General features: G+C 67.0%; 17 protein-coding genes. 6 read left to right on the top strand and 11 right to left on the bottom strand.

Features of this window, described 5'->3' with window-relative positions; genetic code table 11:
• Positions 1 to 4: 4 nt before the first annotated feature.
• Positions 5 to 1,183, bottom strand: coding sequence for an acetyl-CoA C-acyltransferase (locus H6900_04770; GenBank protein ID MCC0072587.1), 1,179 nt, complete (start codon positions 1,181 to 1,183; stop codon positions 5 to 7).
• Between the two features lie 84 nt (positions 1,184 to 1,267).
• Between H6900_04770 and H6900_04775 the strand changes: the two genes are divergently transcribed.
• Entirely contained in the window at positions 1,268 to 1,606 is a 339-nt protein-coding gene (locus H6900_04775) for an STAS domain-containing protein (protein ID MCC0072588.1), read from the top strand.
• A 23-nt stretch (positions 1,607 to 1,629) separates the two neighbouring features.
• The gene (locus H6900_04780; protein MCC0072589.1) at positions 1,630 to 2,118 is read left to right on the top strand and encodes an ATP-binding protein; all 489 of its coding nucleotides are present in this window, start codon (positions 1,630 to 1,632) and stop codon (positions 2,116 to 2,118) included.
• Positions 2,119 to 2,160: 42 nt separating this feature from the next.
• Here the strand turns inward: H6900_04780 and hspQ are convergent, their stop codons facing one another.
• A complete protein-coding gene (gene hspQ, locus H6900_04785) occupies positions 2,161 to 2,487 on the bottom strand; it encodes a heat shock protein HspQ (GenBank protein ID MCC0072590.1) in 327 nt (108 codons plus the stop codon).
• A gap of 248 nt (positions 2,488 to 2,735) precedes the next feature.
• On the opposite strand from hspQ, the gene H6900_04790 reads away from it, so the two are divergent.
• A complete protein-coding gene (locus H6900_04790; GenBank protein MCC0072591.1) occupies positions 2,736 to 3,323 on the top strand; it encodes a lytic transglycosylase in 588 nt (195 codons plus the stop codon).
• Positions 3,324 to 3,325: 2 nt separating this feature from the next.
• On the opposite strand, the gene H6900_04795 is transcribed toward H6900_04790, so the two are convergent.
• A complete protein-coding gene (locus H6900_04795) occupies positions 3,326 to 3,943 on the bottom strand; it encodes an outer membrane lipoprotein carrier protein LolA (GenBank protein ID MCC0072592.1) in 618 nt (205 codons plus the stop codon).
• A gap of 146 nt (positions 3,944 to 4,089) precedes the next feature.
• Complete coding sequence (locus H6900_04800) at positions 4,090 to 4,743, bottom strand: peroxiredoxin (protein MCC0072593.1); 654 nt, start codon at positions 4,741 to 4,743, stop codon at positions 4,090 to 4,092.
• Positions 4,744 to 4,875: 132 nt separating this feature from the next.
• On the opposite strand from H6900_04800, the gene H6900_04805 reads away from it, so the two are divergent.
• The gene (locus tag H6900_04805; protein MCC0072594.1) at positions 4,876 to 6,321 is read left to right on the top strand and encodes an aldehyde dehydrogenase family protein; all 1,446 of its coding nucleotides are present in this window, start codon (positions 4,876 to 4,878) and stop codon (positions 6,319 to 6,321) included.
• Between the two features lie 10 nt (positions 6,322 to 6,331).
• A complete protein-coding gene (locus tag H6900_04810) occupies positions 6,332 to 6,721 on the top strand; it encodes an HIT domain-containing protein (GenBank protein ID MCC0072595.1) in 390 nt (129 codons plus the stop codon).
• A gap of 33 nt (positions 6,722 to 6,754) precedes the next feature.
• Here H6900_04810 and H6900_04815 read toward each other — a convergent pair whose 3' ends face one another.
• Both H6900_04815 and H6900_04820 read right to left on the bottom strand, forming a co-directional pair.
• On the bottom strand, positions 6,755 to 8,989 hold the full coding sequence (locus H6900_04815; protein ID MCC0072596.1) for a xanthine dehydrogenase family protein molybdopterin-binding subunit: 2,235 nt from the start codon (positions 8,987 to 8,989) through the stop codon (positions 6,755 to 6,757).
• Positions 8,986 to 9,441: a (2Fe-2S)-binding protein gene (locus tag H6900_04820; protein MCC0072597.1), complete on the bottom strand. Its 456-nt coding sequence runs from the start codon at positions 9,439 to 9,441 to the stop codon at positions 8,986 to 8,988. The genes H6900_04815 and H6900_04820 overlap by 4 nt, the downstream gene beginning before the upstream one ends.
• 92 nt (positions 9,442 to 9,533) lie before the next feature.
• Here H6900_04820 and H6900_04825 point away from each other — a divergent pair, with 92 nt between their 5' ends.
• A complete protein-coding gene (locus tag H6900_04825) occupies positions 9,534 to 10,124 on the top strand; it encodes a TetR/AcrR family transcriptional regulator (GenBank protein MCC0072598.1) in 591 nt (196 codons plus the stop codon).
• Here H6900_04825 and kynA read toward each other — a convergent pair.
• The 5 genes from kynA to argJ form a co-directional block, all read right to left on the bottom strand.
• Positions 10,119 to 10,955, bottom strand: a complete 837-nt coding sequence (gene kynA, locus H6900_04830) for a tryptophan 2,3-dioxygenase (protein MCC0072599.1) — start codon at positions 10,953 to 10,955, stop codon at positions 10,119 to 10,121. The two genes, H6900_04825 and kynA, sit on opposite strands and share 6 nt — an antisense overlap.
• 207 nt (positions 10,956 to 11,162) lie before the next feature.
• The gene (kynU, locus tag H6900_04835) at positions 11,163 to 12,359 is read right to left on the bottom strand and encodes a kynureninase (GenBank protein ID MCC0072600.1); all 1,197 of its coding nucleotides are present in this window, start codon (positions 12,357 to 12,359) and stop codon (positions 11,163 to 11,165) included.
• 144 nt (positions 12,360 to 12,503) lie between these two features.
• On the bottom strand, positions 12,504 to 12,641 hold the full coding sequence (locus H6900_04840; protein MCC0072601.1) for a hypothetical protein: 138 nt from the start codon (positions 12,639 to 12,641) through the stop codon (positions 12,504 to 12,506).
• A 155-nt stretch (positions 12,642 to 12,796) separates the two neighbouring features.
• On the bottom strand, positions 12,797 to 13,195 hold the full coding sequence (locus H6900_04845; protein MCC0072602.1) for a (deoxy)nucleoside triphosphate pyrophosphohydrolase: 399 nt from the start codon (positions 13,193 to 13,195) through the stop codon (positions 12,797 to 12,799).
• Positions 13,196 to 13,299: 104 nt separating this feature from the next.
• Positions 13,300 to 14,640 carry a bifunctional glutamate N-acetyltransferase/amino-acid acetyltransferase ArgJ gene (argJ, locus tag H6900_04850; protein ID MCC0072603.1) on the bottom strand — a complete coding sequence of 447 codons (1,341 nt, stop codon included), beginning with the start codon at positions 14,638 to 14,640 and terminating at the stop codon, positions 13,300 to 13,302.
• Between the last annotated feature and the right edge of the window lie 52 nt (positions 14,641 to 14,692).

The raw sequence follows: 14,692 nt of genomic DNA on the forward strand, positions 1-14,692 counted from the left end.
CGGCTCAAGGGCGTTCGATGGCGATTGCGGTGCCTTCGCCGCCGCCGATGCAGATCGCCGCGACGCCGCGTTTGAGGCCGCGGTTTTCCAGCGCGTGCAGCAGCGTGACGATGATCCGCGCGCCCGAGGCCCCGATCGGATGCCCCAACGCGCAGGCGCCGCCGTTCACGTTCATTCGGTCGCGGGCGATGCCCATGTCCTGCATGAAGGCCATCGGGACCACGGCGAAGGCTTCGTTGACCTCCCACAGATCGACCGAATCGACCGCCCAGCCCAACCGCTGCAACAGCTTTCGCGCCGCCGGGATCGGCGCGGTGCTGAACCAGCCCGGTTCCTGGGCGTGGCTGGTGTGGCCCCGGATCACCGCGCGGATCGGGGCGCCCATCGCCTCGGCTCTGGCGCGAGTCGCCAGAACCAGCGCCGCAGCTCCGTCCGAGATCGACGACGCGTTCGCCGCTGTCACCGTGCCGTCCTTTCGAAAGGCGGGTTTCAGGGTCGGGATCTTCTCGGGACGGGCGTTCGCGGGTTGCTCGTCGGCGGTGATGGTGACCTCGCCCTTGCGGGTGTGCACGGTAACGGCCGCGATTTCGCCGTCAAAAGCGCCGTTGGCCTGCGCCGACAGCGCATTGGTCAGCGAGCCCAGCGCGTAATCGTCCTGGGCCTCGCGCGTGAACTGGTATTTCTCGGCGCAATCCTCAGCGAAGGTGCCCATCAGGCGGCCCTTGTCATAGGCGTCCTCAAGCCCGTCCAGGAACATGTGGTCGATGACCTGCCCGTGGCCCATGCGATACCCGCCGCGCGCCTTTGGCAGCAGGTAGGGGGCCTCGCTCATGCTTTCCATGCCGCCGGCGACCATCAGGCCCGTGTGGCCCAGCGCCAGCTGGTCATGCGCGATCATCACCGCCTTCATGCCCGATCCGCACATCTTGTTCAGCGTGGTGGCGGGGACTTCCTGGCCCAGACCGGCCCGGAACCCCGCCTGACGCGCCGGGGCCTGCCCCTGACCGGCGGGCAGGACGCAGCCCATCAACAGTTCCTCGACCCGCTCAGGGGGGGTGCCGGCGCTTTCCAATGCGGCGGCGATGGCGGTTCCGCCCAGGGACGCCGCCGGAACGCCGTTGAAGACGCCCTGAAACCCGCCCATGGGGGTGCGCGCTGCGCCGATGATGACCACTTCGGACATGGGTGCCTCCTATCGTCGTGAACCTTTTGGAAAGACTTAGACCCTAGGGTGGTGCGGGAACAAGCTGCGATTGTGGAGGCGAGTGTGGACATCAGCACGCATCGTTCGGGCCAGGCGCTGGTCATAGCGGTCAGGGATAGCCGCGTGGACGCGGCGGTTGCGATCGACTTCAAGGAAGCCGTGCGCAACGCGGCGGAAATGGAAAGCGGCTCGCCCGTGATCCTGGACCTGTCCCAGGTCACCTTTCTGGACAGCAGCGGATTGGGGGCCGTGGTCGCCGTGATGAAGCTGCTGGGCTCTGACCGGCCGTTGCAGTTGGCCGGGTTGACGCCGCCCGTGGCCAAGGTGTTTCGCCTGACGCGGATGGACAGCGTCTTCACCATCCATGCACACGCCCCGGGCAATCTGAAGGCCGTGGGATGATCTTGGGCAACCGGGGGGCTGACATGCCGGACACCGCCTTTCCCTCTGGCGTCGCGGGACCATCCGACACGGGGGAACCGATCGGCCGCTGGTGCTTTGCGCGCCGCTTTCCGGCCGGGGACCGCGAAACCCGCCGGGTGCTGGCGGATCTGATCGACGGGCTGGGTCAGGCCGGCGTGGGCGAGGACGACCGATCCAACGCCGAGCTGATCCTGGCCGAGGTTCTGAACAACATCGCCGAACACGCCTATGCCGACGGCGTCGGCCCGGTCGAGTTGCGGGTCGAGGTCCGGCGCAGCGGTCTGGCCTGCCAGATTGCCGACCGCGGACAGCCGATGCCGGCCAGCGACGCGCCGGACCCCGATCTGCCCTTGATCGCCCCGCCCGACCATCTGCCCGAGGGGGGGTTCGGCTGGCACATCATCCGCTGCCTGACCAGCGATCTGCGCTATGCCCGCGACCGGGGATGGAATCGGTTGACCATGCATATGCCGTGGTCGGGCTACGACTGAGGCGATGCACGCGGCACGGGGCCCGCGCGCCAGCGGCCGGGGTCAGTTCAACTGCACCTGCAACGGGTAGAACCCATCCTCGAAATCCCCGAACAGTTCGGGAAGATCGGGGTGATCCACGGGCTCGCCGGTTTCGTCGGCGATCAGGTTCTGCTCGGACACATAGGCGACGTAATAGGAATTATCATTCTCGGCCAGCAGGTGATAGAACGGCTGGTCCTTTGAGGGTCGGCTTTCCTCGGGGATGGCATCATACCATTCCTGGGTGTTGGCGAACATCGCATCGACGTCAAAGACCACCCCCCGGAAGGGATGCTTCCGGTGGCGGACAACCTGTCCAAGCCTGAACTTCGCCTGAGACGTCAGCATGAACGAACCCTTTCTGACGATTTTTTATCCTGAGTCGCCTTGGAAGGTCCATACGATGGATGCTGAGGGGCTGGAAACAGACTGTGAAAACCGTTCCAACAGTGGCGAAAATGCGGCGAAATCGTGGCACCGCCGCCCGGCCCGCGGTTTCTGCGCCCTGCCGACAGGGAATTTACCGGCAAACCGTTTCAAATTGGCGCGAAATCGGCTAGGAAGGACAAAAGACAAAAAAGACTTGAGGCAGATTCATGAGCAGCGTTCTCCGCCTGGTGGCGGTGGCCTTCCTGCTGGCGTCCTGTGGGGGCGGTCGCGACCATGCGCCGCCGCGCAATCTCGACGACGCCTGCGCCCTGGCCACCGAACGGCCCGCCTATTTCCGTGCGATGCGCGATTCCGAACGGCGCTGGAACGTCCCGGTTCCCGTGCAGATGGCGATCATCCACGCAGAAAGCCGATTCGACGGCGATGCGCGCACGCCGCACCGCTACGCGCTGGGCGTGATCCCGATGGGGCGGCAAAGTTCGGCCTTTGGCTACAGCCAGGCGCTGGACGGCACCTGGGAGGATTACCAGACCCAGACCCGCAACCGGCACGCGCGGCGCGACGATATCGAGGACGCGACCGATTTCATCGGCTGGTATGCCTCCGAGGCCTATGCCCGAAACGGCATCCACCCGACCGACGCGCGCAATCTGTATCTGTCCTATCATGAGGGGCACGCGGGCTATGCGCGCGGCAGCCACAACAGCCAGCGCTGGCTGACCGATCTGGCCGACCGTGTCGCGCAGCGCGCGGCGATGTATGATTCGCAACTGCGCGCCTGCAACCGCCGCTGAGATCAGCGGTTGGTGCTCAGACCTCGGCGCTGCAATTCGGCGTCGAGGTTGAACAACAACGACCCCAGCGTGACGCCGGTGCGAAAGGTGCCCAGGATGACCGTGGTCTCCTGCCCGGTGTCGTCGGCCACCACCCATTGCCGCAACTCGGTCGGGTTGGCGCTGAACGCCAGCCGGATGCTGCCGTATTCGGGATGATCGGGGTCCTGGGCGACCAGCGTCGTGACGGGCCCGTCCTGCGTATGCCCGACGATCATGTCGGCGCGGTCCAGGTTCACCGGGTCGTCAAGGATCAGCGCCAGCGGCGTGCGGCTGAGCGGATAGGTCGTCGGCCCCGCGTTCGAGCGCGCGTCGAAGATGAAGACCGAGCCCGCCGAAGCCAGCACCAGCGTCCGATCGGGTGCGTCGTATTCGAACCGGATGCGCCCCGGCCGACGGATCATCAGCCGCCCCGTGGACAGGGTTCCATCCGGATTGATCTGCGTGAAATCCGCCTGCGCGGTCAGGAAGCTGTTGAAATAACGCGAAATCTCGGCCAGAGGGATCGGCTGGGCTGCCGCGGGTGCGGCCAGCGCCATCGGCGCGAGGGTCAAGGCGGCAAGGAACGAACGGCGTTTCATGCCCCACAGATACCGCAGCCGCGCGGCCGCTGCATCTGCGAAGTGACTCACGCCCCAACACAAGCGCGAGACGGCGGCAAAAACCCGCCCGGGCCGGGGCCTCGGGCGGGTCGGAGGGCGGGTCGGATCGGTCGGTAACGGGCCGATCAGTTCGGCGCTTTGGTCTTGCGCAGGTAGGGCAGGGGGACGTCCACCTGGCCGAACCGGGCCTTGGCATCCTCGGTCGTCACCGACAGCGCCACGATCACGTCATCGCCCGGCTGCCAGTCGGCCGGCGTCGCAAAGGGCTGACCGTCGGTCTGGCGAATGGCATCCAGCGCGCGCAGGATCTCGGAGAAGTTGCGCCCGACCGACATCGGGTAGATCAGCATCAGGCGGATCTTCTTGTCGGGTCCGATGATGAAGGTCGTGCGCACGGTGGCGGTGTCGTTGGCGGTGCGTCCGTCGGGCAGATAGGCCTCGGCCGGGAGCATGTCATAGAGCTTTGCAACCGTCAGATCGGGGTCGGCGATGATCGGAAAGGACATTGCCGTTCCGCCATAGGTCCGGACATCGTCCATCCATTTCTTGTGCTCTTCGACGCCGTCGATCGAGATACCCGCCAGCTTGCAGTTGCGCTTGGCGAATTCGCCCGCCAGCTTTGCCGCCGCCGAGAATTCGGTGGTGCAGACCGGGGTGAAGTCCTTTGGGTGGCTGAACAGCACCGTGTAACCGTCACCGATGTAATCGTGCCAGGTCAGTGTGCCCTGGGTGGTCTCGGCGGTGAAATTCGGTGCGACGTCGTTGATGCGCAGGCTCATGGTGTCCTCATAATCCGGGTGAAGAATTCACGTTTCTACGAGATAGGGCGAGAGCGCCCGATTGATAACCCCTCCCCTTGCCCTTGTCTTGGGGGAGTGACAGTCTGTCGCGAAAATTCGCAGGAGACCGCCATGCTGGACAAGCGCAAATTCTACATCAACGGGGCGTGGGTGAACCCGATCGACGGGCGGGACCTCGATGTCATCGACCCATCGACCGAAGAAGCGGTTGCCGTGATTTCGGCGGGCGGAACCGCCGATACCGATGCGGCCGTGGCCGCGGCAAAGGCGGCGCTGCCCGCTTTCATGCAAAGCGCCCCGGCCGAACGGCTGGCCCTGGTGAAGCGCATCCTCGAGGTCTACACCCGCCGCAACGACGAGATGGGCGCCGCGATCAGCCTGGAGATGGGCGCGCCCATCGACATGGCAAAGACCGCGCAGTCGGGCTCTGGCACCTGGCATATCGACAACTTCATTCGCGCCTTTGACCAGATCGAATGGGAGGCCCCGCTCAGCGACAAGGCGCCTGAGGATCGGATCATCAAGGAGGCCGTGGGCGTCTGCGCCCTGATCACGCCCTGGAACTGGCCGATGAACCAGGTCACGCTCAAGGTGATCCCGGCGCTGCTGGCGGGCTGCACGATGGTGCTGAAACCGTCCGAGATCGCGCCGCTGTCGTCGATGCTGTTCGCCGAAATCCTGCACGAGGCCGGCGTGCCGCCCGGGGTGTTCAACCTGGTCAACGGCGACGGCGCGGGGGTGGGCACGCGGCTGTCCGGCCATCCCGACGTTGACATGGTCAGCTTCACCGGATCGACCCGCGCGGGTATCGCCATCTCGAAGAATGCGGCCGAAACGCTGAAGCACGTCCACCTTGAGCTGGGCGGCAAGGGGGCCAATATCATCTTCGCCGACGCCGACGAAAAGGCCGTGGTGCGGGGGGCGCGTCACTGCTTCAACAACACCGGGCAGTCGTGCAATGCGCCGACCCGGATGCTGGTCGAACGCTCGATCTACGACAAGGCGGTCGAGATCGCGGCCGAAACCGCGCTCAAGACCAGGGTCGCCAGCGCGCACGAGGCCGGAGGGCATATCGGCCCGGTCGTCAGCCAGGCGCAGTTCGACAAGATCCAGGGCCTGATCCAGAAGGGTATCGACGAAGGCGCGCGGCTGGTCGCTGGTGGCCTGGGCCGTCCCGATGGTCTGAACCGCGGCTATTTCGTGCGTCCGACGGTCTTTGCCGACGTGTCGAACGACATGACCATCGCGCGCGAGGAAATCTTTGGCCCGGTGCTGTCGATCATCCCCTTCGACACCGAGGCCCAGGCCTTGCAGATCGCCAACGACACGCCCTATGGCCTGACCAACTATGTGCAGTCGCAAGACGGGGCGAAACGCAACCGCCTGGCCCGCCGCCTGCGTTCGGGCATGGTCGAGATGAACGGCAAGTCGCGCGGACGGGGCTCGCCCTTTGGCGGCATGAAGGCGTCGGGGCGCGGGCGTGAGGGTGGCGTATGGGGGATCGAGGATTTCCTCGAGGTCAAGGCCGTCTCGGGCTGGTCGGCGGACGACGCATAAGGGCACAACCATGGCTTATGTCTATGATACCAACAACATCTTCGCCCGGATCCTGCGCGGCGAGATCCCTTGCAACAAGCTGCTGGAAACCGCGCATTCGCTGGCGTTCCACGACATCCGCCCCCAGGCGCCGGTGCATGTTCTGGTGATCCCCAAGGGGCCCTATGTGACCTTCGACCACTTCGCGATCGAGGCCACGGATGCCGAGCGCGCGGATTTTGTCGCCGCCATCGGCCAGGTTTGCAGGACTTTGGGCATCCAGCCGTGCGAGGGCGGCACCGGCTACCGCGCCATTTCCAACGCCGGCGACGATGGCGTGCAGGAGGTGCCGCACCTGCATGTGCACATCATGTCGGGGCGGATGCTGGGCCATATGGTCAGCCGGCCGCCGGCCGCGTGACCAGAAAAGGGGGCCGAAAGGCCCCCTTGTTTGTCACAGCACAAAGGTGAATTGCCCGTCCAGCGGCAGCGTGCGGGCGCGCGTTCCGGTCAGGTCGAACAGCGCGTTGGCCAGGGCTGGCGCGGCGGGCGGTGTGCCGGGTTCGCCCGCGCCGCCGATATGCGGGTTGTTCGCCAGCAGCCGCACCTCGGTCACGGGGGCGCCCGACATGCGAATGGCGTCGTAATCGGGGAAATTCTGCTGCTGCACCATGCCGTCGGCAAAGCTGATGCGCCCGTGCACCGCAGCGGACAGGCCATAAAGCATCCCGCCCTCCATCTGCGCGGCCAGGATGCCCGGGTCCAGCGGGATGCCGACATCGGCGGCGATCCAGGCGCGGGCGATGCGGATGGCGCCGCCTTCGTCGCGCACCTCGATCACCTGAGCGACGGGCGTGCCAAAGCTCCAGACCATCGCCACGCCGCGGCCGGTGCCCGGTGCCTTGGGCTGGTCCCAGCCGGACATGTCGCGCACGGCCTCGAGCACGCCCGCCGCGGCCGCGCTTTCGCCCTGTGCCATCGCCAGACGAAAGGCCAACGGGTCCTGACCGGCGGCGTGGGCCAGTTCGTCGATGAAGCTTTCGTGCGTGAACCCGTTGTGGCTGGCCCCGACCGAGCGCCAGAAGCCCACCGGAATGGCAAGGTCGGCCCTGTAGCCCCGGACGCGGTAGTTCGGGATCGCATAGGGCTGATCGAAGCCGCCCTCGACGATCGCGCGGTCGGGCCCGGCCATCGGCAGCCCCATCATCCGCCCGCCCGCCTGTGCCATCAACCCGGGCGAGGCGATCCGCGCATCGAACAGCACGGCCCGCCCGCCAGACACCGCGCCCTTCATGCGCGCAATGGCGGCCGGGCGGTAAAAGTCATGCGTCACGTCCTCTTCGCGCGACCAGGTGACGTTTACGGGCGTGCCGGGCATGGCCCGCGCGACCTTGGCCGCGACCGCGGCATAGTCGGATTCGATGCGCCGCCCGAACCCGCCGCCCAGAAAGGTTGTGTGCACGACCACATTGCCGGGGTCGATGCCGGCGGCCTCGGCGGCGGCGCGGGCCTGGATGAACGGCCCCTGGTTGGGCGACCACAGCTCCAGCGTCTCGCCGTCGAACAGCGCGGTGGCGTTCATCGGCTCCATCGTGGTGTGGGCCAGATAGGGCAGGCGGTATTCGGCTTCGATCATGGTGCCGCCGGTGTCGCTGTCGGCATCGCCATCGTCGCGCATGGTGGAATCGGGGCTGTCATCAAAGGCCGCCAGCAGGCGCTCGGTGATGCCGGCGTCGTCGGCCGGATAGGGCGCGGGACCCCAGTCGCAGGTCACCGCCTGCGCGCCCTGGATCGCCGTCCAGGTGTTGCGCGCGACCACCGCGACGCCGTCGCCGATATCGATCACCCGTTCCACCCCGGGGATCGCCAGGGCGGGCGCCGGGTCGAACGCTTGCATGGTGCCCCCCAGCCGCGGAGAGCGTTTGACCGAGGCGAATTTCATCCCCGGCAGGCGCGTGTCGATGCCGAAAGCGGCGGTTCCGTTCACCTTTGCAGGGATGTCCGGCCGCGGCAGGGCGGTGCCCAGCAGCCGCCAGTCCGATGCCGGGCGCGGCTCGGCCTGGACCGGGGTCATCTGCGCGGCGTCGGCGGCCAGTTCGGCATAGGTCAGGCGGGTGCCGTCGGCGCCCAGGACCGCGCCCCCCTCGGTCGAGAGGGTCGCGACCGCGACACCCAGGCGCCGGGCGGCGGCGGCCTTCAGCGTCTCGCGCGCGCTGGCCCCGGCCAGGCGCAGGCGGACGAACCCGTCGCGGATGCTGGTCGAACCGCCGGTGAGTTGCAGCTTCAGGGGTCGTGCGACCACACCGATCGATTCCGCCAGAGTGCGTTGCCATTCGGGCCGCGCATAGTCGGGGCCCGGCAGCGCGCCTTCCAGGAGCGCGCCGTTGTAATACGCGCCCGAGGCCGGACCATGCAGCAACCGGACGCTGGACCAGTCCAGGTTCAGTTCTTCGGCCAGGCAGGCGGCGAGGGTGGTCTGTGCGCCCTGGCCCATCTCGGCCCGGCCGGTGACGATGGTCACCCCGTCGGCGTCGATGATGAGGAACGGGTTCAACGCGGTGCCCGTTTCCGGGTGCAGCGGGTTCGGAACCCCCTTTTTCACCTGATAGACGCCAAAGGCGACGCCCCCCGCGATTGCAACCGAGCCCACCAGAAGCGTGCGGCGCGTGATCTTTCCCAGCCGGCTCATTGCGTGCCCTCCCGCAGGGTTGCCGCGGCGTCGTGGATCGCGGCGCGGATGCGCGAATAGGTGCCGCAGCGGCACAGGTTCCCGGCCATCGCGGTGTCGATGTCGTCATCCGTGGGGTCGGGATTTTCCGCCAGCAGCGCCGCCGCCTGCATGATCTGGCCCGACTGGCAATAGCCGCATTGCGGCACCTGGTGGCGCACCCAGGCCTCTTGCAGGGCATGTGGGGCCAGCCCCTCGATGGTGGTGACATCGCCCCAGACATCCGCCAGCGCGACCTGGCACGATCGCACCGCCTCGCCGTCGATATGCACCGTGCAGGCGCCACAGGCGGCGACACCGCAGCCGAATTTGGTGCCCGTCATGCCCAGTTCGTCGCGCAGCACCCACAGCAGGGGCGTGTCGTCGGGGGCGTCGATGTCGTGGGGTTGGCCGTTGATCGTCAGGCGGGTCATGGAATCCTCCGGCGAATCGCTTTCTGACAAAATGGACCAGAATTGTCATCGTGTAAATTGACAAAATGGACCCAAACTGTCAGAACGCTTGCATGAACACGCAGCCCCTGCCCGACACCGACCCTCGCCGTGCCGCGATCCTTTCGGCGGCCAGCGCGGTGTTCGCACGCTACGGCTTCCGGCGCTCTGCGATGGAGGACATCGCCGCACAGGCCGGTCTCTCGCGCGGGGCGCTTTATCTGCACTATCGCAACAAGCAGGATATCTTCCGATCGATCGTGCAGGCCTATTTCGATCTGGCCGAGACGCGGATGCGCGCGGCCCTGGCCGCCGGAACCGACCCGGTGGCCACGCTCCAGGCGGCATTCGAGGCCAAGATCGGGCCTGAGATGGCGCCGCTCTTCGAATCGCCGCATGGCGCCGAGTTGCTGGATGCGAATTTCGCCACCGCCGCCGATATCGTCGCCCGGGGCGAGGCCCGCCTGACCGCCCTGCTGGCCGATTGGCTGGCCGCGCAACGGGACGCGGGCGGCGCCGTGTTCGATGGTGACGCCCAGTCGCTGGCCGCCACCATCATTGCGGCGCTGGGCGGCGTGAAGCACACCGGCGGCCGCTATGCCGCGATCCGCGCCGATATGGCGCGGCTCGCGCAGATCCTCGGGCGGGGGCTCAGCCCCTCATAGGGCAGTGCGCAGGTGCCAGAGTTCGGGGAACAGTTCGACCTCGAGCATCCGCCGCAGATACTGCACCCCTGACGTGCCCCCGGTGCCCCGCTTGAAGCCGATGATGCGTTCCACCGTGGTGACGTGGTTGAAACGCCAGCGGCGGAAGTAATCCTCGAAATCCACCAACTTCTCGGCCAGTTCGTAAAGCTCCCAGTGGTTTTCCGGATCGGCATAGACCGCGCGCCACGCGGCCTCGACCGCGTCATGGGCCTGCCAGGGCTGGCGCAGGTCGCGTTCCAGAACCTCGGTGGGAATGGCGAACCCGGCCCCGGCCAGTTGCCGGATCGCCACGTCATAGAGCGAGGGCTGCGACAGTTCGGCCTCGAGCGCGGCGGTCAGGTCCTCGCGGTGGGCGTGCGGGCGCAACATAGCGGTGTTGCGGTTGCCGACGGCGTATTCGATCATCCGGTATTGCCACGACTGAAACCCCGACGACTGACCCAATTCCTGCCGGAAGCGGGTGTATTCGCTGGGGGTCATGGTGCGCAGCACGTCCCAGGCGCCGTTCAATTGCTCGAAGATGCGCGCGACACGGCTCAGCATCTTGAAAGCCGGCCGCGCGGCCCCCCGAGCCAGCTGGTCGCGGGCGGCGCCGATCTCGTGCAACGCCAGCCGCATCCACAACTCGCTGGTCTGGTGCTGGATGATGAACAGCATCTCGTCATGCGCCGAGGTGCGCAGCTTCTGCGCCGACAGGATCGCGTCGAGCGACAGGTAATCGGTATAGGACATGCGGCCGTCAAAAGCCATTTGCGCGCCGTCGCGCGCGGGGTCGTAAGCGTTGGACATTGTCGTCTCCTGAATGCGGTAAAAGAGGGTCGCGGGCTCAGCCCACGGACCGCGCATTCAGTTTCCCGACCATCGCCATGCGCTTCCACAGAGCGATCCAACCCGCCGGCCGGCACAGCGGCGGCAAGGGGTTTCCAAAGGGGCCCACAGGCCCCTTTGGCGAGGGGGTTCGGGGGGCGAGCAGCCCCCCGATGTCCCCGCGAAGCCTCATGTCACCGCCGCCCGGATCTTGAATTCCGGCCGGTCCCAGGCGTCGCCTGCCATGATCTCGGCCAGGATTTCAACCGCGCGGCGCACCTCGTCCAGACCGATGAACAGCGGCGTGAAGCCGAACCGCAGCGTGTCTGGCGCCCGGAAATCGCCGATCACGCCGCGCGCGATCAGCGCCTGCATGATCGCATAACCCTCGGGGTGGCGGAAACTGACCTGACTGCCACGGCGCGCCGGGTCGCGCGGGGTGGACAGGGTCAGGGTCGGGCAGGCGGCCTCGACCCCGGCGATGAACGCCTCTGTCAGTTCCAGCGACCGCGCGCGCAGATCGGCGATCTCGACCCCGTCCCAGACATCCAGCGCCGCGTCCAGCGCCGCCAGTTGCAGCACCGGCGGCGTGCCCACGCGCATCCGCTCGATTCCGCGGCCCGGGCGGTAGTCCAGGTCAAAGGCGAAGGGCGCCTCGTGCCCCAGCCAGCCGGACAGCGCCGGGCGCGCGACCTCGGCATGGCGCGGCGCGACATAGATGAAGGCCGGTCCACCGGGGCCCGAATTGAGGTATTTATAGGTGCAGCCAACGGCAAAATCGGCGCCGCCCGGCCCGACCTGAACATCCGTGGCCCCCGCCGAATGCGCCAGGTCCCAGACCGCCAGCGCGCCCACCTCATGGGCCTTTGCGGTCAGCGCCGGCATGTCATGGCGGCGGCCCGTGCGATAATCCACTTCGGTCAGCATCAGGACGGCGACGGTGTCGTCGAGGGCCGCCTCGACCGCTTCGGGCGCCACGGTTTTCAGCGTGTAGCCCTGGCCCAGGGTGCGGCACAAACCTTCGGCCATATAAAGATCCGACGGAAAGTTGCCCGTATCGGACAGGATCACCGTCTTGCCCGGCCGCATCTGCAACGACGACGCCAACGCCTGGTAGACCTTGATCGACAGCGTGTCGCCCATCACCACATGCCCGGGTTCGGCGCCGATCAGGCGGGCGATACGGTCGCCGATCCGGGTGGGCAGGGCCATCCAGCCGGCCTTGTTCCAGCCGGTGATCAGAAGCTTGCCCCATTCGTCGCTGATCGCCTGCCCGACGCGCGCGGCGACGTTGCGCGGCAGCGGTCCCAGCGAGTTCCCGTCAAGGTAGATGACCCCCTCGGGCAGATCGAACTGGGCGCGGGTTCGGGCGAAATCGGTGGGCATGAAACCTCCTGGACGGGTAGCCGGAGGCTATCCCTGACGCCCCAATGCTTCAAGCTTAAAGTGGATCAACGACCAAGGGGCGGGAACCCCTGGAGTGGTCCCCGCCCCTGACCGTGTCACGCAGCCCGTGCCCGAAGGCCCGTATCAGGCGGCGCGCTTTTGCACCGGGCGCCCGGCATAGGTCGTTTCACCGACCTTGACCACCACCAACCCCGAGGCGGTGGTCCGCACGAATTCGCCCTGAATGCTGAGGTAGCGGCCGATCATGATGGTTTTCAGCATGGTCTTTCCCTCGTTTCCCATGCCCCATTTGTGCCACATTTCACCCGGTTTCGCCAGAGTTATGTCGCATTTTATCGTTCAGGATCAAGAACTTGATTGTTCCACTGTCACCAGTTTGGAAACCCATTCCCGGCCGCGGGGCGATTGTCCGCGCCCTACAGCCAATCGCGCAGGATCGGGATCAGCGGAAGGTCCGCGGGCGGCATCGGATACTGCGTCAACTGGCGTGCATGGACCCATTGCAGTTGTTGACCTTCGCGCGGCGTGACGATTCCCTCCCATCGCCGGCAGGCGAACAACGGCATCAGCAAGTGGAAATCCGGGTATCCGTGGCTGGCAAAGGTCAGCGGCGCCAGGCAGGATTGCCAGGTCTCGATCCCCAGTTCCTCGTGCAGTTCGCGGATCAGCGCGATTTCCGGCGACTCGCCGGGTTCGACCTTGCCGCCGGGAAACTCCCACAAGCCGGCCAGCGACTTGCCCGGCGGGCGTTGGGCCAGCAACACACGGCCGTCGGCGTCGATCAGCGCGACGGCAGAGACGAGAACCAGTTTCATGGGCAGGGCTCCGGTTGAGAGGCCGGGCGGGACCACCCCCAGCCCCCCGGGCGTCTTTCAGGCAACAGGGTGGGCCCGCGGCCAGGGGCTGCGGGCCACGGCCCTCACGAGCGGTAGTCGGCGTTGATGTCGATATAGCGATGCGTCAGGTCGCAGGTCCAGACCGTGGCCTTGCCCTTGCCGATGCCCAGATCGACGCCGATTTCCAGTTCCTGGTTCTTCATGTAGCCCGCGCCGTCGGCTTCCTCGTAGCCCGGATCCACCAACCCCCCCGAGGCGACGGTGAACGGCCCAAAGGTGATGCCCAGCCGGTCGCGGTCGGCGGCGGCGCCCGATTTCCCCACGGCGGCGACGATGCGGCCCCAGTTCGGATCCTCGCCGGCGATGGCGGTCTTGACCAGGGGCGAATTGGCGATGCTGAGGGCTGCGCGTTTCGCATCGGCGTTGTCGGCGGCGCCGGTGACGGTGATGCCGACGAATTTGGTCGCGCCCTCGCCATCGCGCACGACCTGATGCGCGAGGTTCAGCATGACATCCGACAGCGCGCGTTCAAAGGCCTTGGCCTCGGCCGAGCGCATGTTGCCCAACGCCGGGCCCTGGCCGGTGGCGGCGACAAGCAGCGTGTCCGAGGTCGAGGTGTCGCTGTCCACGGTGATGCAGTTGAACGAGGTGTCGGTCAGGCGGCTGACGATGGATTGCAGCGCCTTGCGCGAAATGGCGACGTCGGTGAAGATATAGACCAGCATCGTCGCCATGTCGGGCGCGATCATGCCCGAACCCTTGGCGATCCCGGCGATGCGGGCGGTCTGGCCGGCGATCTCGACCTCGGCCATGGCGCCCTTGGGGTAGGTATCGGTGGTCATGATCGCCCGCGCCGCGTCGGCGATGCCCTGTGGCGACAATCCGGCGACCAGCCCGTCCAGCGCGCTCTCGATCCGTTCGTGGGGCAGGGGTTCGCCGATCACCCCGGTCGAAGAGGTGAAGACGCGGCTTTCCGGCACGCCCAGCCTGGACGCCACCGCCGCCGAAAGCGCGTGAACCGAGGTCCAGCCGCGTGCGCCGGTAAAGGCGTTCGAATTGCCCGAGTTCACCAGGATGGCGGCGCCCTGATCGGCGCCGTCGTTCAGCCCGATCTTGGCCTGGCAATCCAGCACGGCGGCCGAGCGCGTGGCCGAGCGCGTGAAGGTGCCCGCAACGACCGATCCGGGGGCCAGGCGGGCCAGCATCACGTCGGTGCGGTTCTTGTAGCGCACGCCGGCCTGGGTGGTGGCGAACTCGACGCCCGCGATCTGCGGCAGAAGCGGGAAACCGTCCTTGGGCGCCAGCGGCGAAACGACCGTCACCTTGGTCGCGGGGACGGCCTGCGGCGCGGCCGCCAACTGCATTTCCAGGGCCTTGGCCCGGGCTTTCCACTTTTTGGCTTTCGCCTTGTATTTCTTGGCCATGGCCAGGCTCCTTGAACGGGATCGGCCCGCGCCCCGGGGTGGGGTGCGGGCC

The organism is Rhodobacter sp. (assembly GCA_020637515.1).
Lineage (GTDB): Bacteria > Pseudomonadota > Alphaproteobacteria > Rhodobacterales > Rhodobacteraceae > Pararhodobacter.

Bases quoted from the DNA above. Each gene is read 5' to 3' on its own strand.
- H6900_04770 (MCC0072587.1), bottom strand. From the start codon at position 1,183: ATGTCCGAAGTGGTCATCATCGGCGCAGCGCGCACCCCCATGGGCGGG.
- H6900_04780 (MCC0072589.1), top strand. From the start codon at position 1,630: ATGCCGGACACCGCCTTTCCCTCTGGCGTCGCGGGACCATCCGACACG.
- hspQ (MCC0072590.1), bottom strand. From the start codon at position 2,487: ATGCTGACGTCTCAGGCGAAGTTCAGGCTTGGACAGGTTGTCCGCCAC.
- H6900_04790 (MCC0072591.1), top strand. From the start codon at position 2,736: ATGAGCAGCGTTCTCCGCCTGGTGGCGGTGGCCTTCCTGCTGGCGTCC.
- H6900_04795 (MCC0072592.1), bottom strand. From the start codon at position 3,943: ATGAAACGCCGTTCGTTCCTTGCCGCCTTGACCCTCGCGCCGATGGCG.
- H6900_04800 (MCC0072593.1), bottom strand. From the start codon at position 4,743: ATGAGCCTGCGCATCAACGACGTCGCACCGAATTTCACCGCCGAGACC.
- H6900_04805 (MCC0072594.1), top strand. From the start codon at position 4,876: ATGCTGGACAAGCGCAAATTCTACATCAACGGGGCGTGGGTGAACCCG.
- H6900_04810 (MCC0072595.1), top strand. From the start codon at position 6,332: ATGGCTTATGTCTATGATACCAACAACATCTTCGCCCGGATCCTGCGC.
- H6900_04815 (MCC0072596.1), bottom strand. From the start codon at position 8,989: ATGAGCCGGCTGGGAAAGATCACGCGCCGCACGCTTCTGGTGGGCTCG.
- H6900_04820 (MCC0072597.1), bottom strand. From the start codon at position 9,441: ATGACCCGCCTGACGATCAACGGCCAACCCCACGACATCGACGCCCCC.
- H6900_04825 (MCC0072598.1), top strand. From the start codon at position 9,534: ATGAACACGCAGCCCCTGCCCGACACCGACCCTCGCCGTGCCGCGATC.
- kynA (MCC0072599.1), bottom strand. From the start codon at position 10,955: ATGTCCAACGCTTACGACCCCGCGCGCGACGGCGCGCAAATGGCTTTT.
- kynU (MCC0072600.1), bottom strand. From the start codon at position 12,359: ATGCCCACCGATTTCGCCCGAACCCGCGCCCAGTTCGATCTGCCCGAG.
- H6900_04840 (MCC0072601.1), bottom strand. From the start codon at position 12,641: ATGCTGAAAACCATCATGATCGGCCGCTACCTCAGCATTCAGGGCGAA.
- H6900_04845 (MCC0072602.1), bottom strand. From the start codon at position 13,195: ATGAAACTGGTTCTCGTCTCTGCCGTCGCGCTGATCGACGCCGACGGC.
- argJ (MCC0072603.1), bottom strand. From the start codon at position 14,640: ATGGCCAAGAAATACAAGGCGAAAGCCAAAAAGTGGAAAGCCCGGGCC.